The sequence below is a fragment of the Aquamicrobium segne genome, assembly GCF_042656785.1.
Taxonomy (GTDB): Bacteria; Pseudomonadota; Alphaproteobacteria; order Rhizobiales; family Rhizobiaceae; genus Mesorhizobium; species Mesorhizobium segne.
On record NZ_JBHSLL010000018.1, the window covers coordinates 21484 to 47472 of the forward strand.

26 protein-coding genes are annotated in these 25989 nt (G+C 55.4%); 17 read left to right on the forward strand and 9 right to left on the reverse strand.

Features of this window, described 5'->3' with window-relative positions; genetic code table 11:
- Positions 1–73: 73 nt before the first annotated feature.
- From ACFPLB_RS06965 to recO, 7 genes are all read left to right on the forward strand, one after another.
- The gene (locus ACFPLB_RS06965; protein ID WP_378228647.1) at positions 74–2299 is read left to right on the forward strand and encodes a RelA/SpoT family protein; all 2226 of its coding nucleotides are present in this window, start codon (positions 74–76) and stop codon (positions 2297–2299) included.
- Positions 2300–2317: 18 nt separating this feature from the next.
- On the forward strand, positions 2318–2896 hold the full coding sequence (gene pyrE / locus ACFPLB_RS06970; RefSeq protein WP_378228648.1) for an orotate phosphoribosyltransferase: 579 nt from the start codon (positions 2318–2320) through the stop codon (positions 2894–2896).
- Positions 2897–2903: 7 nt separating this feature from the next.
- Positions 2904–3338, forward strand: a complete 435-nt coding sequence (gene acpS / locus ACFPLB_RS06975) for a holo-ACP synthase (protein ID WP_378228649.1) — start codon at positions 2904–2906, stop codon at positions 3336–3338.
- Between the two features lie 117 nt (positions 3339–3455).
- Complete coding sequence (lepB, locus tag ACFPLB_RS06980) at positions 3456–4205, forward strand: signal peptidase I (RefSeq protein ID WP_378228650.1); 750 nt, start codon at positions 3456–3458, stop codon at positions 4203–4205.
- A gap of 3 nt (positions 4206–4208) precedes the next feature.
- Positions 4209–4934 carry a ribonuclease III gene (gene rnc, locus ACFPLB_RS06985; protein ID WP_378228651.1) on the forward strand — a complete coding sequence of 242 codons (726 nt, stop codon included), beginning with the start codon at positions 4209–4211 and terminating at the stop codon, positions 4932–4934.
- A complete protein-coding gene (era, locus tag ACFPLB_RS06990; RefSeq protein WP_378228652.1) occupies positions 4931–5848 on the forward strand; it encodes a GTPase Era in 918 nt (305 codons plus the stop codon). Before rnc ends, era begins: the two co-directional genes overlap by 4 nt.
- A gap of 37 nt (positions 5849–5885) precedes the next feature.
- Positions 5886–6629 (forward strand): DNA repair protein RecO, encoded by a 744-nt coding sequence (gene recO / locus ACFPLB_RS06995; protein WP_378228653.1) that lies wholly within the window; start codon positions 5886–5888, stop codon positions 6627–6629.
- Here the strand turns inward: recO and ACFPLB_RS07000 are convergent.
- From ACFPLB_RS07000 to ACFPLB_RS07025, 6 genes are all read right to left on the reverse strand, one after another.
- On the reverse strand, positions 6594–7229 hold the full coding sequence (locus ACFPLB_RS07000) for an HD domain-containing protein (protein WP_378228763.1): 636 nt from the start codon (positions 7227–7229) through the stop codon (positions 6594–6596). The two genes, recO and ACFPLB_RS07000, sit on opposite strands and share 36 nt — an antisense overlap.
- Complete coding sequence (ygfZ, locus tag ACFPLB_RS07005; RefSeq protein WP_378228654.1) at positions 7226–8098, reverse strand: CAF17-like 4Fe-4S cluster assembly/insertion protein YgfZ; 873 nt, start codon at positions 8096–8098, stop codon at positions 7226–7228. Before ygfZ ends, ACFPLB_RS07000 begins: the two co-directional genes overlap by 4 nt.
- 198 nt (positions 8099–8296) lie before the next feature.
- Positions 8297–9019, reverse strand: coding sequence for a hypothetical protein (locus ACFPLB_RS07010; protein ID WP_378228764.1), 723 nt, complete (start codon positions 9017–9019; stop codon positions 8297–8299).
- A gap of 138 nt (positions 9020–9157) precedes the next feature.
- Positions 9158–9415, reverse strand: a complete 258-nt coding sequence (locus tag ACFPLB_RS07015; RefSeq protein ID WP_378228655.1) for a hypothetical protein — start codon at positions 9413–9415, stop codon at positions 9158–9160.
- 139 nt (positions 9416–9554) lie between these two features.
- Positions 9555–9920, reverse strand: coding sequence for a TIGR02301 family protein (locus ACFPLB_RS07020; RefSeq protein ID WP_378228656.1), 366 nt, complete (start codon positions 9918–9920; stop codon positions 9555–9557).
- On the reverse strand, positions 9917–10366 hold the full coding sequence (locus ACFPLB_RS07025) for an NUDIX hydrolase (RefSeq protein ID WP_378228657.1): 450 nt from the start codon (positions 10364–10366) through the stop codon (positions 9917–9919). Before ACFPLB_RS07025 ends, ACFPLB_RS07020 begins: the two co-directional genes overlap by 4 nt.
- 143 nt (positions 10367–10509) lie before the next feature.
- Between ACFPLB_RS07025 and ACFPLB_RS07030 the strand changes: the two genes are divergently transcribed.
- The 5 genes from ACFPLB_RS07030 (at position 10510) to rarD (ending at position 16167) form a co-directional block, all read left to right on the forward strand.
- Positions 10510–11268, forward strand: a complete 759-nt coding sequence (locus ACFPLB_RS07030) for an SOS response-associated peptidase (RefSeq protein ID WP_378228658.1) — start codon at positions 10510–10512, stop codon at positions 11266–11268.
- A gap of 134 nt (positions 11269–11402) precedes the next feature.
- Positions 11403–12878: a cysteine--tRNA ligase gene (gene cysS, locus ACFPLB_RS07035; RefSeq protein ID WP_378228659.1), complete on the forward strand. Its 1476-nt coding sequence runs from the start codon at positions 11403–11405 to the stop codon at positions 12876–12878.
- The gene (locus tag ACFPLB_RS07040; protein WP_378228660.1) at positions 12875–13258 is read left to right on the forward strand and encodes a VOC family protein; all 384 of its coding nucleotides are present in this window, start codon (positions 12875–12877) and stop codon (positions 13256–13258) included. The genes cysS and ACFPLB_RS07040 overlap by 4 nt, the downstream gene beginning before the upstream one ends.
- Before the next feature lie 87 nt (positions 13259–13345).
- Complete coding sequence (cimA, locus tag ACFPLB_RS07045; RefSeq protein ID WP_378228661.1) at positions 13346–14959, forward strand: citramalate synthase; 1614 nt, start codon at positions 13346–13348, stop codon at positions 14957–14959.
- A 302-nt stretch (positions 14960–15261) separates the two neighbouring features.
- Complete coding sequence (gene rarD, locus ACFPLB_RS07050; RefSeq protein ID WP_378228765.1) at positions 15262–16167, forward strand: EamA family transporter RarD; 906 nt, start codon at positions 15262–15264, stop codon at positions 16165–16167.
- 80 nt (positions 16168–16247) lie between these two features.
- Here the strand turns inward: rarD and ACFPLB_RS07055 are convergent, their stop codons facing one another.
- A complete protein-coding gene (locus tag ACFPLB_RS07055) occupies positions 16248–16859 on the reverse strand; it encodes an LOG family protein (protein WP_378228662.1) in 612 nt (203 codons plus the stop codon).
- A 223-nt stretch (positions 16860–17082) separates the two neighbouring features.
- Between ACFPLB_RS07055 and ACFPLB_RS07060 the strand changes: the two genes are divergently transcribed.
- The 5 genes from ACFPLB_RS07060 to pssA all read left to right on the forward strand — a co-directional run bounded on the left by ACFPLB_RS07060 (position 17083) and on the right by pssA (position 22808).
- Positions 17083–18669, forward strand: a complete 1587-nt coding sequence (locus tag ACFPLB_RS07060) for a LysM peptidoglycan-binding domain-containing protein (protein WP_378228663.1) — start codon at positions 17083–17085, stop codon at positions 18667–18669.
- Between the two features lie 77 nt (positions 18670–18746).
- Positions 18747–19076 carry an ArsR/SmtB family transcription factor gene (locus ACFPLB_RS07065; protein WP_378228664.1) on the forward strand — a complete coding sequence of 110 codons (330 nt, stop codon included), beginning with the start codon at positions 18747–18749 and terminating at the stop codon, positions 19074–19076.
- Positions 19077–19126: 50 nt separating this feature from the next.
- Complete coding sequence (locus ACFPLB_RS07070) at positions 19127–21013, forward strand: ABCB family ABC transporter ATP-binding protein/permease (RefSeq protein WP_378228665.1); 1887 nt, start codon at positions 19127–19129, stop codon at positions 21011–21013.
- A gap of 261 nt (positions 21014–21274) precedes the next feature.
- Positions 21275–21973, forward strand: a complete 699-nt coding sequence (locus ACFPLB_RS07075; RefSeq protein WP_378228666.1) for a phosphatidylserine decarboxylase — start codon at positions 21275–21277, stop codon at positions 21971–21973.
- Positions 21974–21983: 10 nt separating this feature from the next.
- The gene (pssA, locus tag ACFPLB_RS07080) at positions 21984–22808 is read left to right on the forward strand and encodes a CDP-diacylglycerol--serine O-phosphatidyltransferase (RefSeq protein WP_378228667.1); all 825 of its coding nucleotides are present in this window, start codon (positions 21984–21986) and stop codon (positions 22806–22808) included.
- Positions 22809–22821: 13 nt separating this feature from the next.
- Here pssA and ACFPLB_RS07085 read toward each other — a convergent pair whose 3' ends face one another.
- Positions 22822–25047, reverse strand: coding sequence for an AMP-binding protein (locus ACFPLB_RS07085; RefSeq protein ID WP_378228668.1), 2226 nt, complete (start codon positions 25045–25047; stop codon positions 22822–22824).
- Positions 25048–25207: 160 nt separating this feature from the next.
- A complete protein-coding gene (locus tag ACFPLB_RS07090; protein WP_378228669.1) occupies positions 25208–25969 on the reverse strand; it encodes an SDR family NAD(P)-dependent oxidoreductase in 762 nt (253 codons plus the stop codon).
- Between the last annotated feature and the right edge of the window lie 20 nt (positions 25970–25989).

A 25989-nucleotide genomic window follows, 5' to 3' on the forward strand; every position in this document is an offset into this window, starting at 1 on the left:
CTTTCCCAGCTATTTATAACATGCGCTGCTTGATAGCCGCGCATGTTCTGTTTCGTGCTGAGAGAGTTTGCCCATGATGCGTCAATATGAGCTTGTCGAGCGCGTCCAGCGCTACAAGCCGGACGTCAATGAGGCATTGCTCAACAAGGCTTATGTCTATGCCATGCAAAAGCATGGCCACCAGCGGCGGGCCTCTGGCGACCCTTATTTTTCCCATCCGCTGGAAGTTGCAGCTATTCTGACCGAGATGCGTCTTGATGAGGCGACGATTGCGGTTGCGCTTTTGCATGATACGATTGAGGACACATCTGCCACTCGCGCCGAGATTGACGAGCTTTTCGGCCCTGAAATGGGCAAGCTGGTGGAAGGGCTGACCAAGCTTAAGAAGCTCGATCTTGTGTCGCGCAAGGCTGAACAGGCTGAAAATCTGCGCAAGCTGCTGCTGGCGATTTCGGAAGATGTGCGCGTTCTTCTGGTCAAGCTGGCCGACCGGCTGCACAATATGCGCACCCTTGGCCATATGCGTGAAGACAAGCGCTTGCGCATTGCCGAAGAAACCATGGAAATCTATGCGCCGCTGGCCGGGCGCATGGGCATGCAGGGCATGCGCGAAGAGCTGGAAGAACTTGCCTTTCGCTATATCAACCCGGAAGCCCACCGCATGGTGACACAGCGCCTGTCGGAAATTTCTGAACGCGCACAAAATGTGCTCACCGATATTGAAGATGCGCTTTCTCAATTGTTTGAAAAACACGCCATCAAGGCCGATGTCACCAGCCGCCGGAAAAAGCCGTGGTCGGTGTTTCGCAAGATGGAAAGCAAGGCGCTGTCCTTTGAGCAGCTTTCCGACATATTCGGCTTTCGCGTTATCGTTGATACAATTGAAGATTGTTATCAGGCTTTGGGGGCCATTCACACCACATGGTCGATGGTGCCCGGACGCTTCAAGGATTATATTTCGACCTCGAAACAGAATGGCTATCGCTCGATCCACACCACGATTGTCGGCCCTTCGCGCCAGCGCGTGGAATTGCAGATCCGCACCCATGAGATGAATGAGGTGGCCGAATATGGTGTTGCGGCCCATTCCATCTACAAGGATGGAGGCTCAAACAAGAGCACCGGATCAGACCTTACCAGTGAAACCGGCGCCTATGCCTGGTTGCGTCGCACCATTGAGCAGCTTGCCGAAGGAGACAATCCGGAAGATTTTCTGGAAAACACCAAGCTGGAACTGTTTCAGGATCAGGTGTTTTGTTTTACCCCCAAAGGCATGGTGATTGCGCTGCCGCGCGGAGCCACACCGATTGATTTTGCCTATGCCGTTCACACCGGTGTCGGGGACAGTTGCGTGGGGGCCAAGGTCAATGGCCGCATCATGCCGCTGATGACTGTGCTGAAAAATGGCGATGAGGTGGAAATCATCCGCTCCAAGGCACAGGTGCCGCCAGCCGCCTGGGAATCAATCGTTGTCACCGGCAAGGCCCGCGCCGCCATCCGCCGGGCCACCCGAAATGCCATTCGCAAGCAATATTCAGGTCTTGGAACACGCATTCTGGAGCGCGCTTTCGAGCGCACCGGAAAAACATTTTCAAAGGACAGTCTCAAGCCGGTTTTGTCGCGTCTGGCGCGCAAGGATATTGAGGATGTGCTGTCTTCGGTCGGGCGCGGTGAATTGTCTTCTGCTGATGTCATCAAGGCAGTGTTTCCCGATTACAAGGATGAACGCGTCACAGCACCCATGCCCAAGCAGCGTGAGGAAGGCTGGTCGCGCATTCGCAATGCGGCGGGCATGTTGTTTCAATTGCCGGGCCGCTCCCCGCGCACAGAGCCGAGCCAGCCCAAAAACGGAGCGGTGCCGATCCGTGGGGTGCGCGGTGATTTGCCTGTCAGTTTTGCACCTGAAGGAGCCGTGCCCGGAGATCGCATTGTCGGTATCCTCCAGCCCGGTTCCGGCATCACCATCTATCCGATCCAGTCACCGTCACTGACTGCATTCGATGATCAGCCCGAACGCTGGATCGACGTGCGCTGGGATATTGACGAGAACAATCGGGAGCGCTTTCCGGCGCGAATTTCGGTGTCAGCCATCAATGCGCCGGGTTCCTTGGCTGATATGACCCAGGTGATTGCCTCCAATGATGCGAACATCCATACCTTGTCGATGGTGCGCACCGCGCCTGATTTTACTGAAATGCTGATCGACATTGAAGTCTGGGACGTCAAACATCTGAACCGGCTGCTGTCGCAGTTGAAGGAAAATCCGAGTGTGAGCACCGCAGTGCGGGTCAATGGCTGAAATGGAATTGCAAGAAAAATGAATACTGATGACGTTTTGGATGTGTTTCGCTCTGCGGGAGCGGTTTTGGAAGGGCATTTTATTCTCACTTCCGGCTTGCGCAGCCCGGTTTTTCTGCAAAAAGCCCGTGTTTTCATGCATGCCGACAAGACTGAAAAACTGTGCAGGGCGCTGGCAAAGCGTATTCGCGAAAGCGTTGATGGTCAGATCGACTATGTTGTCGGCCCGGCCATTGGCGGCCTCATTCCCGCTTATGAAACCTCGCGCCATCTTGGCGTCCGGGCCGTGTGGGTGGAGCGCGAGCAGGGCGTTTTCAAGCTGCGCCGTTTTGACATGGAAAAGGGCGCGCGCGTCGTCATTGTCGAAGATATTGTCACTACCGGCCTGTCGATCCGCGAAACCATTGCCTGTCTGCGCGATCTGGGGGCCGAGGTCGTGGCGGCGGCCTGTATCATTGACCGTTCTGCGGGCAAAACAGATGTTGGCGTGCCGCTGATTGCGCTGGCCGAATATGAAGTGCCAGCCTATCCGGCTGATGCCCTGCCGCCCGAGCTTGCCGCCATTCCTGCGGTCAAGCCCGGCAGTCGTAATATCTGAGGTCGCCATGATTATCGGTATTGGCAGCGATCTGATCGACATTCGGCGCGTGGAAAAGACGCTTGAGCGCTATGGTGAGCGTTTTATTGCCCGTGTCTATACCGATATTGAGCAGGCCCGGTCCGAGCGGCGCCGCGAGCGGGCAGCCTCTTATGCCAAGCGTTTTGCGGCCAAGGAGGCCTGTTCCAAGGCGTTGGGTACCGGCATTTCCCATGGTGTCTATTGGCGTGATATGGGCGTGGTGAATTTGCCCGGTGGCAAGCCGACCATGGCGCTGACGGGCGGGGCTGCTGCGCGACTGGCCAGCATGGTGCCTGCGGGCCATGACGCGGTGATCCATCTGACCATTACCGATGATTATCCGCTGGCGCAGGCTTTTGTCATTATCGAGGCTCTGCCAGAGAGCCAAAGGCCGCGCGCCTTGTCCGGACATCAGCCATGATGATATCGGTTATCTATCATTCATGCGCTGTCATGGCCGGTCAATGGACATTGCTCAACGGACATTGCCCGCAGCGCTTCCAGCCCGTATAGAACCAACCTGTCAACAAGGATCAAGATGAGCGTGGCGGACACATCCGGGAAAAAATCAGGTGGGCTTGGCGAAACCGTCAGCGTCATCGTTCAGGCGCTGCTTCTGGCGCTGGTCATTCGTACTTTGCTGTTTCAGCCTTTTTCGATTCCTTCAGGCTCGATGCGGCCAACCCTTCTGGAAGGTGATTATCTGTTCGTCACCAAATGGGCCTATGGCTATTCGCGCTATTCATTGCCGTTTTCGCCCGATCTGTTTTCCGGGCGCATCTGGGGCAGTGAACCGGAACGCGGCGATGTTGTGGTGTTCAAATTCCCGCCAAACCCGTCGATTGACTATATCAAGCGCGTTGTAGGGCTGCCCGGTGACAAGATCCAGATGCGTGGTGGCCAGCTTTTCATCAATGATGAGGGGGTTGCGCGTGAAATGATCGGTCAGGTTGACAATCGTGACATCACCGAAGTTTCGCGCCCCGTTGATATCTATCGTGAGACGCTGCCCAATGGCGTGAGCTATGAGACATTCGACCTGACACAAAACGGCATCGGCGACGACACGCGCGAATTTATTGTGCCCGAAGGCCATTATTTCATGCTGGGCGACAATCGCGACAATTCCGCCGACAGCCGCTTTAATGTCGGCTTTGTGCCCTATGATCATCTGGTTGGGCGCGCCAACATCATCTTCTTCTCGATTGCCGGTGGCGCAAGCCCGCTGGAAATCTGGAAATGGCCGAGCGAAGTCCGCTTTGGTCGCCTGTTTGACTTTATTCGCTAGATCATGGCCGCGCCCAAGCGATTGACCGCTGAACAGCTTGCCGTGGCGCTTTATGCGCCCACCGGCTATATGGTTGGCGATGTGCAGCGCCTGCAACGGGCGCTGACCCATGCCAGCGCCCGCAGCGCCCATGCCGGCCTTGACTATGAGCGCTTTGAGTTTCTTGGCGATCGCGTTTTAGGGCTGGTGGTGGCCGATATGCTGTTAAGCGCCTATCCCGATGCGGTGGAAGGCGAACTTTCCTTGCGGCTCAATGCTCTGGTCAATGCCGAAACCTTGTCGGAAATTGCCGAGCAGATCGGTTTGAGCGACATGATCCGGGCAGGCGCAGATGTGCATAAGCTGGCTGGACGCAAGCGTGTCAATCTGCGCGCCGATGCGCTGGAATCGCTGATTGCCGTGCTTTATCTCGATGGCGGGCTGGAGGTGGCGCGCGCCTTTATCCACCGTTATTGGCAGCCGCGCGCGCAAGCCATGGCGAAAGCGCGGCGCGACCCCAAGACCGAATTGCAGGAATGGGCGCATCAGGCAACATCAAGCAGCCCGTCTTATGTGATTGAGGGCCGAGAAGGGCCTGATCATGATCCGGTCTTTACCATCAGTGTCACGGTAGGCACATTGGCGGCTGCGCAAGGTAAAGGTCGCTCCCGGCGCGAGGCCGAACAAGCGGCCGCTACCGCCATGCTGCTGCGTGAAAATGTGTGGCATGATGAGGAAAAGACGATATGAGCGAAACTGAACGCCTGCCTGCCACCCGTTCCGGCTTTGTGGCGCTGCTTGGCGCGCCCAATGCCGGAAAATCCACGCTGGTCAACCAGTTGGTCGGCGCAAAAGTCTCGATCGTCACCCATAAGGTGCAGACAACACGGGCGCTGGTGCGCGGCATTGCCACACATGGCGCTGCACAGATCGTGTTTGTCGATACGCCCGGTATTTTCATCCCGCGTCGTCGGCTGGATACGGCCATGGTCAGCACCGCCTGGGGTGGCGCAAAAGATGCCGACATCGTACTGGTGCTGATCGATGCCGAGCGCGGCATCCGGGGGGATGCTGAAATCATTCTCGAACGGCTTGCCGATGTGCGCCAGCCCAAGGTGCTGGTGCTCAACAAGGTGGACCGCGTCAAGCGTGAAAGCCTGCTGGCGCTGGCGGCTGAGGTGAATGAGCGGGCTTCGTTTGAGCACACTTTCATGGTGTCGGCGCTGACCGGTTCGGGTTGCGCGGATCTGCTTGATCATCTGGCGCAGATTTTGCCGGAAGGGCCGTGGTATTACCCGGAAGAGCAGATTTCAGACCTGCCCATGCGCCAGCTTGCAGCCGAAATTACCCGCGAAAAGCTTTATCTGCGCCTGCATCAGGAGCTTCCCTATTCCTCGCATGTCGAGACGGAAAGCTGGGAGGATCGCAAGGACGGGTCGGTGCGTATCGAGCAGGTCATCTATGTCGAGCGTGACAGCCAGAAGCGGATTGTGCTTGGCCATAAGGGGGAGACGATCCGCGCCATTGGTGAAACCTCGCGCAAGGAAATCGGTGAGATCCTTGATCAGAAAGTACATCTGTTCCTGTTTGTGAAAGTGCGTGGTAACTGGGGCGATGATCCGGAACGTTATAGAGAAATGGGTCTCGATTTTCCGAGGGGATAGCTGAAATTCTGCGCTTGAGCGGTGAAAAGCCTGCATCATGGAATGGAAAGACGAGGGAATCATTTTAGGAACCCGCAAGCATGGTGAAACCAGCGCCATTCTTGAGGTGATGACGCGGGCGCATGGTCGTCATCTTGGCCTTGTCAGAGGGGGCCGCTCGCGCCGGCTTCAACCCATGCTGCAGCCCGGAAACCGGGTGGAACTGATCTGGCGCGCGCGCCTTGATGAGCATTTGGGCACCTTTCAGGCCGAGGCGCTGGAAATGAATGCAGCGCGGCTGATGGACAGCGCCATCGCCATTTATGGCCTTCAGCTTCTGGCAGCTCATGTGCGCCTGTTGCCCGAGCGTGACGTCCATCATGGGCTTTATGAGACATTGCTGGTGATGATTGCCCATCTTGATGACCCCGATGCGGCAGGCGAATTGCTGGCGCGCTTTGAACTTCTGGTGCTGGAAGAACTGGGCTATGGCCTTGATTTCAGCCAATGTGCGGCCACCGGCCAGCGCGATGATCTGGTCTATGTTTCGCCAAAATCCGGGCGCGCCGTATCGCGGGCGGCAGGCTTGCCATGGCACGACAAAATGCTGGCCTTACCGGCTTTTCTGGAGCAGGAGGTGGGGGGGCGCGCTGATATTTCAGGGCTTGAAGAGGCTTTTTGCCTGTCGGCGTTTTTTCTGAACCGCCATGTTTATGAGCCGCGCGGTCTTGAGCCACCTGATGCGCGCGCCGGATTTTTGACCGCGCTACGCCGGCATTTTTCTTCTGCTTCTTGCGATTGAATTTTCAAGTTCTGCAAAGCGCTGCAAAAAGGCTTCCTGCGCCAAAAAAGCCGGTTGCGGGGTCAGGTCGAAATGATCGGGGCTAAGACCGCGTGGGCGGCCAAAAAGCCTGGTGGCTTCTTGTGTGGAAAATCCGGCCAGATGCGTTGCCTCAAAATAGGCAGCAATTTGATCGGCGCGTTTGATATTTTTCACCAGTGCCACTGACAAGTCCACAGGCAGTGAAAACCGCAGATGAATTGCCCCTTGCAGACGTTTTTCACAATTCCGGTAGCCGCCGCCAACCACCGATTTGAATGGCGAGATCATATCGCCGATCACATATTCAGGGGCATCATGCAGCAAGGCTGCCAGTTGCGCCTGAGGTGAGGGGGCTTTGGATTGCATCGAAAAAATGGCTTCCACCAGCAAGGAATGCTGGGCAACGGAAAAAGCGTGCGGGCCAATGGTCTGGCCGTTCCAGCGGGCAACACGGGCAAGGCCGTGAGCAATGTCGGAAATTTCGACATCCAGCGGTGAAGGGTCGAGCAGATCCAGCCTGCGACCCGACAACATGCGCTGCCAGGCGCGCGGCGCTGCACCGGGGCGATCAGCCATCAGTCTTTGCCCGCCGGTGAAGCATCCTCCGGGAAGCTGAAACCGGCCCAGTCAGGGATGGAAAGCACAACTTCTATCGTGTCGGCAAGGATCGGCTTTTTCGCATCCATGGCTTTTTTCACCCGGTCGATACGGGCAATGGCCAATCCCTGCTTGCCTGAAACCGAACCAAGTGCGCCAACAGGCCGACCATCGACGGTCAGTTCCGTGCCGGTGGGGGGTAGGGGGGCAGATGCGGTTGCAATCAGCACACGCCGCCGGGCGGTTCCCCGATGCTGCATACGCGACACGACTTCCTGCCCGACATAGCAGCCCTTGGTAAAGCCGATGCCACCGGTCTGGTCGAGCAGCACATCATGAGGAAAAGCATCGCCGGGCTGAAAGTCAGAGCCGCTTTCGGCAATGCCGCTGGCAATGCGAAATTCATGCCAGGCATCTTCATTGCCGGTTGCCGGGGGCGGGGCATAACTGCGTTTGACCAGGCCATCTTTGAAGCGGGTATCGTTCAGGAGGCTTGGATCAGATTCTGAAAAAGATGAATCATCTCCCCAGAAAATGGTGACAACGCTTTGTTCCGGTTTGGAAATTTCGACCTTGGCCCGCAATTTGTAAAGCAGCAGGCGCCGATGAAAATCGTCAGAAATTGCCGTACGGCATTCCAGTTGAAATGCGTCTTTTCCGGAATTGGCGGAGGTGCGGGAGATCAAGAAATCAAACAGGATCTTGCCTTGCGGGCTCAGCAATGCCCCCGGCTTTACCTCGCCAGGCTGCAAAGCCTCCACATCAAGAGTGAGGATGTTTTGTAAAAAATGCTCGGCTTCCGGGCCAGAAACAAGAATGATAGCGCGATCGTGGAGTGATGTGGAGGGCATGGGTGCAGCGGGCCTGAATCTGATTGTTCTTCTTAGGTAGTCCGCCTGATGTGTCCTCGCAAGCGGTCTGGCTAGAGCAGCGGGCGTTCTAATGAGCGCAGCTTCCGCTGCTCCAGCTTCTTTTTTAGCCGCATTGTTGCGACGCCAGATGGTGCCATCTGTACTCACAAAATGCTCTGGCCGTGTGAGTGCCTGATCCTAATCTCCGGCTACGAAGAAGGCCCAGTGTCCTTCCGGCGTGATGCCGAGCCGGTAGAAAATATAGGCGCCAAATTGCTGCATGTCCTCCAGATCGCCAGCCGTGACGATCTTGAACAATTCCACCCGTTGGGGGGCGCTGAGCCTGTCGAGCGGCAGGCCAAAGAAATAGGGCCATACATAAAGCTCTTCCGGGGCGCCTGCATCAAGATGAACAAAGCCGGCGCTCAACACCTCTTCCATGATGGCAAGAATTTCCTGCCCCTCGGTATCGCCGGAGAGGCTTTTGAGAAAATCAACCGGGTCGCCGTCGATTTCGATCAGCGATAATTGGGTGGCGCTGTCACCTGTGCCAACCAGCGGCCGCAACTGGTTGATGTCTCCGCTTTTGCTGGCTTGCAGGATCAGGCCATGCATACGCCTGACAGGTTCGGGCAGGCGGTCAAGATCATAGATTACCTCGGGCAATTCATCCATGGTGTCTGTCAGTGGATGTTTTGGTGTGTCCCTGGGATCGAGCTGCTTTTCCGGTTGCTCATCTTCTGGTGAGGCCGTGTCGCGCGAAGGTGGTTGTGACGTCTGGATCGGATCGGGCAAAGGCACTGCACCGGGGGAAAAATCATCGGGTGCAGCGGCAGGTGCAAGCGGGGGCGGCAAGTCCTGGCGCTGGATTTCGCTCAGCGCTGCTGCTGGCTGCGACATGAGGCCAAGGCCAGCAAACATTGTTGCTGAAAGTGCAAGCGCACAAAGGCTGATTTTAAGCAGGCCAGCAAAATCCAAAGTTTGCAACTTCACAGTCCACATCTCCATCGCAGCCGGATGATGCCTCACCCCTGCCAGCGCGTCAAAGCCTGTCCGGCTCTAATGCCGCAGGCGATGTGGATCAAAAGCGCCGCCCACAACCTTTTCGCGCATATGGTCGAGCAGGGCCAGTGCCGCAGTTTCACCATGGGTGCGCAGCATTTCATGAAATGCGGTTTCAAGAGCGGCTTCGGCAATGATTTCCGGCTCGATACCGGCTGACAGGCCCTCTGCCCAGGCTTCATTGTGGCTTTCGACAGCCGTCAGGCGCTTTTCTTCCCTGACCATAGCATCAATGTCACTGATACTGTGTTCCATACGCAACACTCACTCTGTTCAAACACCGATCCTTACAATGAGGATCAAAGTTGAGGCGCCCTTTTAATGTCCTATTAAGAACTTTACCATGCGGTTTCTGTTTTGCGAGACGCAGATTGATGGAAAAGTTAATATTTGGCTAATTGCCATAGCGGGAGGCAATATCGCGGGTCAATGCCTCGCCTTCCTTCATGTAGCGGTCAATGGCTGCAATGGCGGAAGGTGTGCAGTCCTTATAGCTTTCATTGAAGGAGCGGTAGCCCCGATTGAAGGAAGCGATGAAGCGGGCGCGCCTTTCAGGATCGGGGTTTTCTGATTCGAGCAGGCTTTCCATCTGATCGCGCCAGTCAGAACCCTGTTCACCACATAAATTGCGCAGAAAATGCAGGGAGCCGAGAATTTCAGCCAGACGCATCAGGCCAGCCTCGAATGGGGCCTCCGCGGCTTTGATCGGGGTAGCAGACAGGCCAACCAGCAAAAAGACAGCAAGCAGTGCGTTTTTCATGAGGTTTTTTCGCAAGGCAATATGTGGCTTGGCAAAGAGTTTGCGGCAAACAAGTCTTGTGCGACATCCAGAACGGAATCGGCAAGGGGCAGGGTGCGCATTTGCGCCAGCGAATAAAATTCCGCTTTTGCAGCGTCATCACCGGCTATAGCCTCGCCGCTGATATAGCGGGCGGCAAAGACGGTCAGCCGGTAGGGCGGGATATGGCCATTGTTTTCGCCTTCAATGAAGAGGGTGCGCACAGGGCGATAGGCTGCCCCTTCAAGCGCGGTTTCTTCGGCCAGTTCGCGCCGGGCGGCCTCTTCCAGCGTTTCACCCGGCTCGACCTTGCCGCCGGGAAAGGCATAAAGCCCTTGTGAGGGGGCTCGGCCGCGCTCAACCAGCAGCACCCGGTCACCGCGCAACAGCGCAACTGAAACAGCAGGTATTTCCGGTAAGGATGACATGGCAGGCCGCTGATTTGTAAATGGAAGATTTGTAAGAGCTTATAGCGGAGCAAGCAAATCTGAAAGATCGCAACGGGCTTTAAGCAGTTGTATGGCTTATGATCCATACCCACCTTGAGCAGGTAATGGAAAAGGGGGTTTTTATGTGCGGACGCTTTGCGCTGACCGCTTCAACGGACCAGACAGCAGCTTTCCTTGGTGTGGGAGAACTGGAAGCGTTTCCTGCACGTTATAATATTGCGCCAACACAGCCCATCCTCATGGCTGTTGCTGCGCCATCGCGCCCGCCCGGCTCCAATTTGCCGGATCGTGAAGCCCAACTGGTGCGCTGGGGGCTTGTTCCGGGCTGGGTGAAGGATATGCGTGGCTTTCCACTTTTGTTTAATGCCCGCTCGGAAGAGGCGGCGATCAAGCCCTCTTTTCGCAGCGCCATGCGCCATCGCCGTGCGCTGGTGCCTGCTTCCGGCTTTTATGAGTGGTGCCAGAACGGTCCTGCCAAGGGGCAGGCTTACTGGATCAGACCGCGGCATGGCGGGCTGATTGCCTTTGCAGGGCTGATGGAAACATGGGCCGGGGCAGATGGTTCGGAAATTGACACGGGCGCCATGCTGACTGTGGCTGCCAATGCGGCCCTTGCCTCTATCCATCACCGTATGCCGGTTGTGATTGAGGAACAGGATTTTGCACGTTGGCTCGATTGCCGCGGGCAGGAACCGCGTGATGTTTCTGATCTCCTGAAAGCAGCCCATGCAGATTTTTTTGAAGCAATCCCGGTGTCGGGGCGTGTCAACAAAGTGTCGAATATGGGGCCTGAAGTTCAGGAGCCTGTGGCTGTGGATGAAGAAAAACAGGGCACGCTTGCGTCAAAAACGTCCGATGACCAGCAGATGAGCTTGTTTTGAGCGCCAGAGTGCGATTGAAAGGCCCTGTATTTTTCTGTGACAGACCATGATGGTGTGTCTGTTTGAAACGGAAAATGCCTGGCAAGAAATACTGGGCAAAAAATACCGGGTAAAAAATACTGGAAAGAAATTGAATGAGCGGGAAAGCTGAAACTTTGCGCCTGACCAACACATTGACCCGCACGAAGGAGGATTTTTCTCCGATCGATGCGTTGAATGTGCGCATGTATGTGTGCGGCCCGACCGTTTATGATTTTGCCCATATCGGCAATGCGCGGCCGGTCATCGTTTTTGACGTGCTCTACCGCTTGCTGCGCCATCTTTATGGTGCCGATCACGTCACCTATGTGCGCAACATCACCGATGTCGATGACAAGATCAATGCGCGAGCCTTGCGCGATTTTGGTGAAGATATTACTGCTGGTCGCCTGAGCCTGAATGATGCCATCCGCCGGGTGACGGAAAAAACCGCTGACCAGTTTCACAAGGATGTAAAATCGCTGGGGTGTTTGCCTCCGGATTTTGAGCCGCGCGCTACCGAGTTTGTGCAGCCTCGGAAAGACGGGCGCACCGACATGATCAGCCTGATTCAATCTCTCATCGAACGCGGCCATGCCTATGAAGCGGCAGGAGAAGTTCTGTTTGATACAGCCTCCATGCCCGATTACGGAAAGCTGTCGAAGCGCCCGCTGGATGAGCAGCAGGCGGGGGTGCGTATCGCGGTTGATACACATAAGAAAAACCCGCAGGATTTTGTCTTGTGGAAATTGTCTTCACCGGAAGAGCCGGGCTGGGAAAGCCCGTGGGGACAGGAGGCATGGGAAAAAGCCGGGTGGGCGGGCAAGCCGAAGGGGCGTCCGGGCTGGCATATTGAATGTTCGGCCATGTCGGCGGCCTATCTTGGCGAAGTGTTTGACATTCACGGTGGCGGGCTGGATCTGATCTTTCCCCATCATGAAAACGAGATTGCCCAGTCGCGCTGTGCACATGGTACGGCAGTAATGGCCAATTACTGGCTGCATAATGGCTTCCTGCAAGTGGAAGGCCAGAAAATGTCAAAAAGCCTCGGCAATTTTCTCACCATCCATGAATTGCTGGAAAGTGAAAATTTCGGGGGGCGCAAATGGCCGGGCGAGGTGCTGCGTCTGGCCATGCTGATGACCCATTATCGCGAGCCGATCGACTTTGCCGTGCGCAAGCTGGAAGAGGCCGAAAACACATTGCGCAAATGGAAGCGCGCTGCCGATCTGGCCGATATTGCGGCTGCGCAGACGCCAGAAGACATTATCGCCCCGCTTTGCGATGATCTGGCAACCTATCCGGCCTTTCAGGCAATGACACAATTGGCAAATGAGGCGCTGGAGGGGAACAGACAGGCGGCTTCTTCCTTGCGCGCAGCACTGGAATTTCTGGGCTTTGATGTCAGTGTTGAAGTGGACAGACAGGCGGTGGAGGAAGCCATTGCAGCCCGTCTTGCCCTCATTCATGACAAGGATTGGGCGGGAGCCGACCGCATCCGCGATAATCTGCTGGCGCAGGGCGTTCAGTTGAAGGACGGCAAGGATCCGTCAACGGGTGAGCGCATTACAACATGGGAGGTAAGGCGATGATCGACCATACCGGAATAGCTGTACACGATTTTGATGCTTCGCTGGAATTTTATGACGCAGCCCTTGCCCCGCTTGGCGCCACGCTGGTGACGCTGGTGCCGAAAGAGCACACCAATGGCGTGAATGTGGGCGGCTATGGGTATGACCGTCCGCAATTCTGGCTACATGAGGCAGAAGAAACCGGCCCCGGCCGCCATTATGCCTTCATGGCCGACAAGCGCTCGGAAGTTGATGAATTTTATGAGGCAGCCCTTGCGGCTGGCGGTCGGGATAATGGTGCGCCGGGTATCCGTGCGCATTATCATCCCAATTATTACGCGGCTTTTGTCCTTGATCCTGATGGCAACAATATCGAGGCTGTCTGCCATCAGCCAGAATAGGCAGACCGGTCCTGACCCTAGGTCTGAGATCTGGATTTTTACCAACTTCGGGCTTTTGACCGTCCGGGGCAGGCAATGGATAATGTCATGAAAGAGCGCATCTATCTCTACGACACGACGCTGCGGGATGGCCAGCAGACGCCGGGCATTGATTTTTCGGTCGAAGACAAGATCACCATTGCCCATATGCTGGATGAATTCGGTCTCGATTATGTCGAGGGGGGTTATCCGGGCGCCAATCCCACCGATACTGAATTTTTCAGGAAAAAGCACACAAGCGGTTCAAAATTTGCTGCTTTCGGCATGACAAAGCGTGTCGGTGTTTCGGCATCCAACGATCCGGGGCTGGCCTTGATTTTGCAATCGGCTTCAGATGTCGCGTGCTTTGTTGCCAAAAGCTCGCAATATCAGGTGCGTGTGGCGCTGGGCTGTACGGATGAGGAAAATCTTGAGGCCATTCGTCAGACCGTTGAGGCAGCCCTTGCGGCAGGCAAGGAAGCCATCATTGATTGCGAGCATTTTTTTGACGGGTTCAAGGCCAATTCTGACTATACGCTGGCCTGCGCCCGCACAGCTTTTGAGGCTGGCGCTCGCTGGATTGTGTTGTGCGATACCAATGGCGGCACCCAGCCAGCAGAAATCCGCCAGATTGTGGGCAAGGTGATCGAGGCGGGCATTCCCGGCAGTCATCTGGGCATTCATGCCCATGATGACACCGGCCAGGCGGTCGCCAATTCTCTGGCAGCAGTCGAGGAAGGGGTGCGCCAGGTTCAGGGCACATTGAACGGCATTGGCGAGCGCTGCGGCAATGCCAATCTTGTGACCCTCATTCCCACGCTGGCGCTAAAGCCAGTCTATGCCGATCGCTTTGAGATTGGCGTCACGCCGGAACGCCTTGCCACCATTACTCATCTTTCCCGCTCATTTGATGAATTGCTCAACCGCGCTCCCAATATGCAGGCGGCCTATGTCGGAGCCTCGGCTTTTGCAACCAAGGCCGGTATCCATGCTTCGGCTCTGGCAAAGGAGCCGAGTACCTATGAGCATGTGGAGCCCGAAAGCATCGGCAACCGGCGCAAGGTCATGGTGTCGGATCAGGGCGGCAAGGCCAATTTCATTGTGGAATTGAAGCGGCGTGGCATTGCGGTCTTGCGTGATGATCCGCGCCTTGACCAGTTGATTGCGCTGGTCAAGGAGCGTGAGGCGCAAGGCTATGCCTATGAAGGTGCAGATGCCAGTTTTGAGCTGTTGTCGCGCCGTACCCTTGGCATTGTGCCGGATTTCTTCAAGGTTGAGAGTTTTCGTTGCATGGTCGAGCGTCGTTTTGACGCCAATGGCCAGATCAAGACCGTCTCCGAAGCCATCGTCAGGATCGTGGTGGAGGGGCAGGTGCACATGTCCGTTGCAGAAGGCCATGGGCCGGTCAATGCACTTGATCTTGCCCTGCGCAAGGATCTGGGCCGCTATCAGGAAGAGATCGAGGATCTGGAACTGGTGGATTACAAGGTCCGCATCCTCAATGGTGGCACCGAGGCGATCACGCGGGTTCTGATCGAGTCGCAGGATGGCAGCGGTGCGCGCTGGTGGACGGTGGGTGTTTCTGACAATGTTATCGACGCATCATTTCAGGCGCTGATGGATTCCATTGTTTTTAAATTGATGAAAAATCGCGAACTGGCCGGACAGGTCGCCGCAGAATAGTTTCTTGCATCGAGAATAAAGACAATTAGAGCATGATCTTATCTGAAAAGTTGCAGACTTTTCAGATAAGATCATGCGCATAAATAAAAAAAATAGAGCATTTCTTGTTTCCATGAAAAACGGATAAAATGCTCTAAGCTTTTGTTTTAGCCACATTTATGCGACGCCAGATGTAACCATCTGGCTGCAAAATGCTCTAAGCCCTTGTTTTAGCCGCATTGTGCTTGCGTCAGATGGTTCCATCTGTACTCACAAAATGCTCCAGAGCGGTTCTGTTGCTCAGGCAGGTTCATATGGACAGCATGACAAGTGATGTGATCCAAAAAGGCAGTAACGCCAAAGCCACGCTTAGGCATGGTTTCTTTTTGGCATTTGGCGCATATTTTCTTTGGGGGCTATTGCCATTCTACATGAAATGGGTGGCGCATTTGCCGCTTATGGAGGTGGTTGCGCACCGTATTTTATGGTCGGTGCCAATTGCGGCCGGTTTTCTCATCTGGCAGGGCCGCACGGCAGATTTCAAGACGGCTTTGCGCACACCACACATGTTGGGCATGGCCGCATTAACGGCTCTTGTCATCACCATCAACTGGAGCATCTATGTGTGGGCAATTGCCGTTGACCGCACGCTGGAAACGGCGCTTGGCTATTACATCAATCCATTGGTCAATGTCATGCTTGGGGCTTTGGTGCTCAGCGAACGGCTGAACCGGGTCCAGATTGCCGCGGTGGTTCTGGCTGGTGTTGCCGTGATCATGCTGACTTATGAAAATGGCAGCCTGCCCTGGGTTTCGCTTTGTCTTGCGCTGTCTTTCGGCTGCTATGGTTTTCTGCGCAAGACCCTGCCCATTGGCCCCAGTCAGGGCTTTTTGCTTGAAGTCGTTATTCTGGCGGTTCCGGCGCTGACCTATGTCATCTGGCTGGTGGTTGATGGCAGCAATCATTTTCTGTCAGGCGACTGGATGGATACGGTGTTGTTGATTGGTTGCGGACCGGTCACGGCGGTGCCGCTGCTGATGTTTGCTTATGGAGCCAAGGCTTTGCGCCTGTCGACACTGGGGCTGATGCAATATTTTGCCCCGACGATGGTATTCCTGATTGCAGTCTTTGTCTTTGGTGAGCCGTTTGGGATATCGCAACTGGTTGCGTTCATGCTGATCTGGACAGGGCTGGCGATTTACACCTGGTCGAGCTTGCGCAAAAAATAGAGCATTTTGCAGTCTAGAGCGCCGTGCGTCCTGTCGGGTGCACGGTGTTTTTGCCTGTAAAGATGTGAATGGTTGTGTGGTTACATCTTCTCGATGATTGCCGCCACACCTTGGGAAGGCGTGGCCGTGGCCGAGGCGGCTGACAGGACTGCTGGTATGATGGCTTCAGCTTCATTGACCACCAGGGGTTGCACCTGATGGGCAGTGTGGATGAAGCCTTGGGCGCGCATATGATCAAGCAGCGCCATCATGGGGCCCCAAAAACCGTTTATACTGGCAAATATCATGGGTTTGCGGTGATGCCCAAGCTGCGCCCAGGTCATCATTTCGACGATTTCCTCCAGGGTGCCAATGCCGCCGGGCAAGACAACAAAGGCGTCTGATTCTTCAAACATGCGCTGTTTGCGCTGATGCATGTTTTCGGTGACCACAACCTCGTCCAGTCGTTCAAGGCTGCTCGTGCTTGCTTCCTTGTTCATGAGAAAACGGGGAATAATGCCAAGCACCTTGCCCCCGGCGCGTAAGGTCGCATCCGAAACGGCGCCCATGATACCTTTGGTGCCGCCGCCATAGACGAGGCGCAGATTTGAATGCGCAAGAGCACGGCCAACTATGCGCCCGGCTTCCATATAAGCAGGGTTCTGGCCCGGCGAAGAGCCGCAATAAACGCAGACGGATCGAATCGTGTTCATGAAAGATTGGTGATGGCGCATGGCGCTCAGGTCAAGTGTTCATTGGTGTTTTTTAAGTGTTGTGATCTTTTAGATTCACGAGTTTGTTTTAAAACAACAGACAGAGCGCCCTGTCATCACAGAAACAGCTTCACAAAAGATCCTGTCTGGGCAATGAAATAAAGCGGGATGACATTTGTGTGCAAATTGGTCAGGCTGTGAAAAATCGGGGAACGGACAGGTAATGAAGAATAACAGTGTCAGGGCGTATGTACTTGCAGGCATAGCTGCCATAATTGCTGGCTTTATCGGCTATGTGTCGGGCGCTTTTGATTTATATCTGGGTCGCAAACCAGCCGAAGTGACACAGCAGGAAACCAGTATTCCTGCAAACACCCCCGAAGAAATTGAGGAGACGCCGGAAGCTACCCAGACGCAAGCCGCCCAACCTGAAGCTGCAGCGCCGGAGATTGAAGCTGCTGAAACAGATTCTGAGACAGAGACAAATCAGGCGCCGGCAGAAGAAATTACGCAGCAACAGGCTGAGCCTGATCAGGTCGACTCTGATGAAATGGCGCGGCAAGAGGACACCACACCTGCCTTTGATGTGTTGCGTGTTGAGGGGGATGGTTCGATCGTCGTTGCCGGAAAAGCGGCTGCGGGCGCAACGGTTGAGCTTTCTGACGGCACGACGGCGCTGGGCAAGGCCATAGCCGGACCGGACGGTGCGTTTGTCATTGTGCTCGATAACCCGCTGCAAGCGGGCGATCATCAGATCACCTTGCGCGCAACAGCGCCGGATGGCTCGGTTGTGACCTCGGTGCAGACTGCCGTGGTTGCGATCCCTGAACAGCCGGATGGACAGGTGCTGGCTATGGTGGAAGAGCCGGGCAAGCCAGCGCAGCTTCTGACTGTGCCGGAGCCGTTTGATACGGGAGAGGCGCCTGCCGACACGGCAGAAGCGCCTGCTGATACGGCAGAAGTAGAACCAGCACCTGTTGATACGGCAGAAGTTGAACCAGCCGGTACGGATGACGCAAAACAGGCACAGGCAGAAGCTGCGCCAGCCCCTGTCGTGACCGCAGATGAACAACCGGAAGAGGTTCAAAAGCCTGCTGTTGAAGCAAGCCGCCCTCAGGTTTCTGTTGCGGCAGTCGAGATCGACGGTGAAAAAATCTTCATTGCCGGGCGCGCCGATGCTGGCCGCAAGGTGCGTGTCTATGCCAATGAAATTTTGCTGGGCGAAGCCATCACGTCGCCCGATGGGCATTTTCTGGTTGAAACCAGCCATGATCTTGCCGTGGGCGAATATATCATCCGGGTTGATGCGCTGGATTTAGCCAGTGACAAGGTTGTGGCCCGCGCACAGGTGCCGTTCCAGCGGGAGCCGGGTGAAGTGATTGCAGCGGTGGCGCCAGAGGATGAAAACAGCAGCGATACTGCGCCGGCCGGAACGGATGAAACAGATGAAACAGTTGCAGCCGCTCCTGTTGTTCCAGTTGTCCCCCCTGCATCTGTCACCCCTGTTGCCCCGGAAACCTCTGCTCAAGTGGAGACCGAAGAAGAACAGCCTGCCATTACAACGGCTCCAAAGCTGCAACAGACCGAAGGTTCGGTCATCATCCGGCGTGGCGATACGTTGTGGCATATTTCACGCCGCGTTTATGGCCATGGCATCCGCTATTCGACCATTTATCTGGCCAATCAGGATCAGATTGCCGATCCTGACCGCATCTGGCCGGGGCAATTGTTCAAGGTACCGGAAACGTCAAATGATGGGGAACCGGCTGATTTCCAGTCGCTGGGCGATCAGATTACCGTTCAGCCTTAAAACTTGCCGCAGGCAAGGCGTTATTTATCTGTAGCGCAGTTGCATGAAAATCCTTCATCGTATATCGTCGATTTACGATGAAGGATGTATCCCATTGCGCTGAGCAACGCAAAAATCTTGATGACGCTGAACTTGGCGCACAATTGGCAGCCCTGTCACATTCGGCGCGGATTGGCATATTACGCTACCTTGCCCAAACGGAAACATCCTGTTGCGGGGAGGTGGTTGGGCAGCTTGATCTGGCGCAGTCAACCGTTTCGCAGCATCTCAAGGTTTTGGTCGCAGCCGGGCTGGTGTGTTTTGAAGCCGATGGCCCGCGCTCCCGATACGCTATCAACCGTCAGGTATTGCAGGCGGTGGCGGATGAACTGGCTTGCTTTGCCTCTGCCTGCTGCGTCGAGCGTTGATTTATATCTGCGGTATCAGCCGTTTTAAATTTCTTTAAGGTCTTGTTCTTGTGAGTGGAAAAACCGTCTCTGCCGATTCTGGCTCAACATTCAAAACGCTGGTCAATCTATGGCCATATATGTGGCCCTCAGAGCGTGCCGATCTCAAGATGCGGGTGGTCTGGGCCAGTGTGTTTCTGATTGCTTCCAAGCTCACTCTGATTGCGGTTCCGTATTTTTTCAAATGGGCAACGGATGCGCTTGCCGATGATGCACATTCCCCGTGGCTGCTGCCCGCCTTTCTGGCGACGCCGGTCATGCTGGTGGTGGCCTATAATCTGATGCGCATCATTCAGCTTGGCTTCAACCAGTTGCGCGATGCGCTGTTTGCCCGTGTCGGCCAATATGCGGTGCGCCAGCTTGCCTATCGCACCTTTGTTCACATGCATGAACTTTCGCTGCGCTTCCATCTGGAGCGGCGCACCGGGGGGCTTTCGCGTATCATTGAGCGCGGCACCAAAGGCATTGAAACCATTGTACGTTTTACTGTCCTCAACAGTATTCCAACCGTTCTGGAATTTGCCCTGACGGCGGTCATCTTTGCTGTTGCCTATGGCTGGAAATATGTGGCTGTAGTGGCCATCACCGTCTGGCTCTACATCTGGTTTACGATCAAGGCGAGTGACTGGCGCATTGATATTCGCCGCGACATGAATGACAGCGATACGGATGCCAACACCAAGGCGATTGATTCCCTTCTTAACTTTGAAACGGTCAAATATTTTGGCAATGAGGCGATGGAGGCAAGGCGCTTCGATCGTGCCATGGCGCGCTACGAGTCGGCTGCCACCCGTATCTGGACTTCGCTTGGCTGGCTCAATTTCGGGCAGGGTGTAATCTTTGGCATTGGCATGATGATTATCATGGCAATGTCTGCCATTGAGGTGAAGGCCGGAACGCAGACGGTGGGTGATTTTGTATTCATCAATGCCATGTTGATGCAACTTGCCGTTCCGCTCAATTTTATTGGCTTTATCTATCGTGAGATCAGGCAGGGGCTGACTGATATCGAGCAGATGTTTGATCTGCTTGACGTGAAGGCCGAAGTCATCGACAGCGCACACGCTGCCCCTTTGAGGATCAAGGCAGGCAAGGTTGAATTCCGTGACGTTCAGTTTTCCTATGAGCCGGACCGTCCGATTCTCAAAGGCATCAGCTTTGAGGTTCCGGCAGGCAAGACCGTGGCCATTGTCGGCCCTTCGGGGGCCGGAAAATCAACGATCTCGCGGCTTTTGTTTCGCTTTTATGATGTGCAATCCGGTTCGATCCTCATTGATGGGCAGGATGTGCGCGAGGTGACGCAGGAAAGCCTGCGCAGTTCCATCGGCATGGTTCCGCAAGATACGGTGCTGTTTAACGACACCATTGCCTATAATATCCGCTATGGCCGTATCGCTGCATCTGAGGAAGAAGTGCGCCGGGCTGCCGAACTGGCGCAGATCACCACCTTCATCGAAGGTCTGCCGGAAGGCTATGAGGCCATGGTTGGCGAGCGCGGTTTGAAACTTTCAGGCGGTGAAAAGCAGCGTGTGGCCATTGCCCGAACCATTTTGAAAGCCCCACCAATCCTGATCCTTGATGAGGCGACATCAGCGCTTGATACCCATACCGAGCAGGAAATTCAGTCCGCACTTGATCTGGTCAGCCGTGATCGCACGACTATTGTTATTGCGCACAGGCTTTCCACCGTAATTTCCGCCGATGAAATCATTGTGCTCAAGGAAGGCAATATTGAAGAGCGCGGCACCCATGCAGCGCTTCTGGCGCAAGGCGGGCTTTATGCGTCAATGTGGGATCGTCAGCGTGAGGCCACCGAAGCCGAAGAGCGGCTGCGCATTGCCCGTGAAACGGATGAAATGGGAGTAATTGTGCGCCAGCGCACCCCTGAAATTATCTAGAGCATTTTGCAGTCAGACGGAATCGTCTGGCGTCGCAGAAATGCGGCTAAAACAAGAGATGCTCTAAAGCCTGTCTCTCGAGACTTGGGAACCAGTCTCGAGATAAAGACATGCGTAAAAACAAAACCTTAAAGCGGGTCGCGTGAATCTGAAAGATTGCAACACGCTTTAAGCTAACAAGCCGCAGTCGCAATGCAACATTGCGGCTGTGGTGTCTTTCGTTTAAAGCCTGATCTCCTGAAAGCGGAGCCGGTTTAGACAATGCATCTCATTGACACGATCAGAAAAACATTCGTGCCGATCCATAAGGAAGGCTATCCCTTCATCGCCATTTTTGCGGCGGTAACACTGGTGCTTGGCTATTTTTCGGGTTTTCTGCTTTGGGTCGGTGCCTTGCTGACCGTCTGGTGTATCTATTTCTTCCGCGATCCTGAGCGCGTTACCCCCATTGATGATCAATGGGTCATCAGCCCCGCCGATGGTGTTGTCTCGGCGGTTGGCCCGGCAGTGCCCCCTGCTGAACTGGGCTTTGGGCCGGAGGAAATGACCCGCATTTCCGTGTTCATGAATGTATTTTCCTGCCATGTGAACCGCTCGCCGATGCGCGGCCATATCACCCTTATCGAGCACCGCCCCGGAAAGTTTCTCAATGCCGATCTGGATAAGGCCAGCAGCGAAAATGAACGCAATGGTCTGGTGATCGAGACAAAAAATGGAACCATTGGTGTCGTGCAGATTGCCGGTCTGGTGGCGCGCCGCATCCTGTGCTGGAGCAAGGTCGGGTCCGACATTGACGCCGGTGAGCGTTTTGGCCTGATCCGCTTTGGTTCGCGTGTTGATGTCTATCTCCCGCAAGGGGCTGTGGCGCGTGTTGCCGTGGGCCAGACCGCGATTGGCGGTGAAACGGTTCTGGCCGTATTTGGCGGGCAGGAAAGCGCTCCTGTCGTGCATATTTCCTGATAGCAGGCCGATGACCCCACCTTTCAAGAAGTTTGAAGCGCATGGTTCGGGGGGACCGCGCATTCGCGAAATCCCGCTGCGCATGGTGTTTCCAAATCTTTTGACGGTTCTGGCTATCTGCGCTGGCCTGTCGGGCATTCGCTTTGGCTTTGAAGGGCGCTTTGAGACAGCGGTGGTGATGGTGCTGATTGCTGCCTTTCTCGATGGTCTTGACGGGCGCGTGGCGCGGTTTTTGAAAGCCACCTCCAAATTTGGCGCGCAGATGGATTCAATTGCCGACATCGTCAATTTCGGAGTCGCACCTGCATTGGTGTTGTATGCGTTTTTACTGGATCGCGCCGGTTCACCCGGCTGGATTGCAGCACTGCTGTTTGCCATTGCCTGCGCTATGCGGCTGGCGCGTTTCAACGTGCTGGAAGAGGCGCAGGATCGCCCGACATGGCAGGGCGAATATTTTGTCGGAGTGCCAGCACCTGCGGGTGCGGCTGTGGTGATGCTGCCGCTTTACTTATCCTTTATCGGCTTTGAACCAACCGTTTACGGAGCTTTTCTGGCCTCCGCCTTTACCGTGATCGTGGCCTTTCTTCTGGTCAGCCGCCTGCCGGTCTATTCAGGAAAAAGCCTGAAAATACCGGGTGATCGCACTTTGCTGGTCATTTTGGCGATCGTGCTCTATTTCCTGCTTCTGGTGTCTTATCCCTGGTATACGCTGACCGCTTCGGTCATCTGCTATCTGCTGTTTTTGCCGTTAAGCGCACTGGCCTATATACGCCGCGCCAGGCTGGAGGGTGAGGTGCTGCTGCCGCCTGATGTGGATGCCCGCAACGGCGATTAATTTTTTTATTTTTTTATTTTTTGCTGCTGCCGAGTTCTTCCAGAGCCAGTTGCCGGGTGTGCCGATAATCGGTTTTTCCTGAGCCAAGGGCTGGAATTTCTTCGACCTTGATGATGGTTGCGGGAATGGCAAGCGGGGCAATACCTGCCTGCTTGCCAGCCTTTCGCAGGCTTTCCACATTGGCCTTGGATGCGGTGGTGACTAAAATAATGCGCTCACCGCGTTTGCTGTCTGGTATGGAGATAACGGCATGGCGCTCTTGCGGCCACAAATCTTGCGCCAGAACTTCAAGGATACCCAAAGGCACCATTTCACCGGCAATTTTGGCAAAGCGCGCTGCCCGGCCGGTAATGGTGATGAAGCCTTCATTATCGACTGTGATAATGTCGCCCGTATCATGCCAGCCTTCCTCAAGCGGCTGCAATTCACCCGGTCGCTCAGCGGTCATATAGCCCATCATGACATTGGGTCCGGCAAGAAACAGCCGCCCGCCCTCGGCCACACCATCCACCTTTTCAATACGCATGGCCATGCCCGGTAAAAGACGGCCGACGGTGCCTTCGCGCCCATGAATGGCCGTGTTGACCGCAACCACGGGGGCTGCCTCGGTCAGGCCATAGCCTTCGATAATGGCTGTTCCAAAACGCTCGCGCCAGAGCTTGCGGGTTTCATCCCTGACAGCTTCGGCACCGGCCACGGCAAAGCGCAGGCTTGAAAAATCGCCGTCAGAAGCCGCACGGCCATATTGGGCAAGAAATGTATCAGTGCCGAACATGACGGTTGGTTTTATGCGCCCTGCAAGCTGCGCAATGAGCTTGTAATGCAGCGGAGAGGGGTAGAGAAACAGTCTGATCCCATTGAATAATGGCAAAAGCGTTCCGGCAGTCAGGCCAAAGGAATGAAACATTGGCAGCACATTAAGCGCAATATCATCGGTGCTGATGGTAACGCGCGCTTCGGCCTGCATGGCGTTGGCAATCAGATTGCGATGCGACAGGATGGCGGCTTTGGGCAGGCCTTCCGAGCCTGAGGTGAACAGGATGACGGCTGGTTTTTGTGCGTCCTGCCGAATGAGAGGATAGCGCCATAAAAGCGCTGCACACAGTTTTTCACGCAATGTGGCGCTGGCGCGAAAATCTTCCAGCCACAAAAATTCCATGCCGACAGCTTCCAGCGCCTGAACGATCTCTTCAAGCCTGGCTTTTTCAACAAAGCTGCGTGAGGAGACAATGATGCGCACCACTGCGGTGTTCATTGCCGCTTCGATATTGGCAGGGCCAGCGGTAAAATTGACCAGTGCCGAAACCCTGCCTGCCGAGGCAATACCCAGCAGGGCCAGCACCGTGGCATTGGCGTTGGGCAGCATGATGCCCACCGATTCTCCGGGTCGGGTGCGCCCGGCAATATCGCGGCCAAGAACACGCGCCCCTGTCAGCAATCTGCGATAGCTGAGCTTGCTGCCAGTGGCGTCTTCCAGAGCAATGCGGCCTGGACCAAAATTTTCTGCGGCGTTGCGGACCGCCTGAAACAGGCTTTGATCCTCATCTGTGGCGGCCAGCCGGGCTTCAGCCACGCGATCAAACAGCGCATGGGCATTTCTGTTGGCCGGGCTGCCATTGCGCGCCAGCAGTTCAGCCGCATTCATCGGCTCCAGAACCGAGATTTTCAGGCGGGGAAACCAGTGGCGTGTTGCCGGGGCTTTTCCGGAAGCCTGAAAGGGAAGCGTTTGTGCACCGCCAATGAAGATCGGCACAATACGGGCATTGGCTTGTATGGCGATGCGGATCACCGCCCGGTAGAGCCGGAATGAACGCAAATCCGGCTCGACATTGGCAGGAATATAGACCGCCAGCCGTCCTTTGCCTTTGAGCGCGCGCACCAGACGCCGTGAGACAAAAACATGCTCGGCATTGAAGGCAATGGTGCGCGCCAGTTCCCGCCATGGCTCCATCCAGATGGATTTTGCGGTAACACTGTCCAGAATATGCAGCGTATCGTCAGGCAGCAGCGACAGCATCAGGGCCGGATCGATGCGTGACTGATGTGTGACCACATAGATTAGCGGTGCTTGCGCATTGCGGGCCAGTTGAATGCGTGAATCACAAATGCGGTAGAACAGTTTGAAGGGTGCATAAAGAAGAGCTTGCGAGAGGCTGAGACCCAGCCGTATTTTCTCGGTGATTGCGCTCAGGCACCAGATCAATGCAATGGCAGCCAATAGCGCGAGAATGAAAACCATGTGCCCCCGCCATGTTTTTAAATTGGGACTGATCAGGTCCGGAAGTTAGAGCATTTTGCAGTCAGACGGTATCGTCTGACGTCGTATAAATGCGGCTAACATAAGCAATTTTGCAGTCAGATGGAAATGCTTCTATGAACGGCAAGCTGTTGTCAAAAAACTATTCCGGCATCCGATAAGAAACCCAGCGGTCGTGGCGGGCCTGATAAATTTCGCCGGTGCGGGTCAGTTCCGGGCTGGCCAGAGCGGTGATGCGGGCGGCAATCTCGGAAGGGTGCGGCAGCGTGTCGGGGTCTTCTCCGGGAACGGCAAGGGCGCGCATGGCGGTGCGGGTTGCCCCGGGGTCCACGGCATTGATGCGCAAGGGATAGTTGCGTGTCTCATCCGCCCATGAGCGGGTCATGGCCTCCAGCGCTGCCTTGGAGGCGGCGTAAGGCCCCCAGAAAGCGCGCGCTGAATGGGCTGCCCCTGAGGATATTAAAATCGCACGGCCTGCATCGGACTGGCGCAAAAGCGGGTCGAGGGAACGGATCAGACGCCATGTCGAGGTGACGTTAATGGTCATCACTTTTTCAAAAACCTTGGCCTCGACATGACCAATCGGCGAAATCACTCCTAAAATACCGGCATTGGCGACCATGATGTCGAGTTTGCCCCAGCGTTCATGAATGGCGCCGCCAAGACGGTCAATGCCTTCCATGTCGGCCAGATCAAGCGGAACCAGTGTTGCTTCGCCCTTGCCGCCGCGTGTTTTTTCGGCCCTGATCTCATCGTCCAACTCTTCAAGTCCGCCAACAGTGCGGGCGACAGCAATCACATGGGCGCCGCTGGCTGCCAGGTGTTTGGCGATATGATAGCCAATGCCGCGCGAAGCGCCGGTAACCACGGCTGTGCGGCCGGTCAGATCAGATGAGAGCGTCATGAAAAAACTTTCGATAAGTC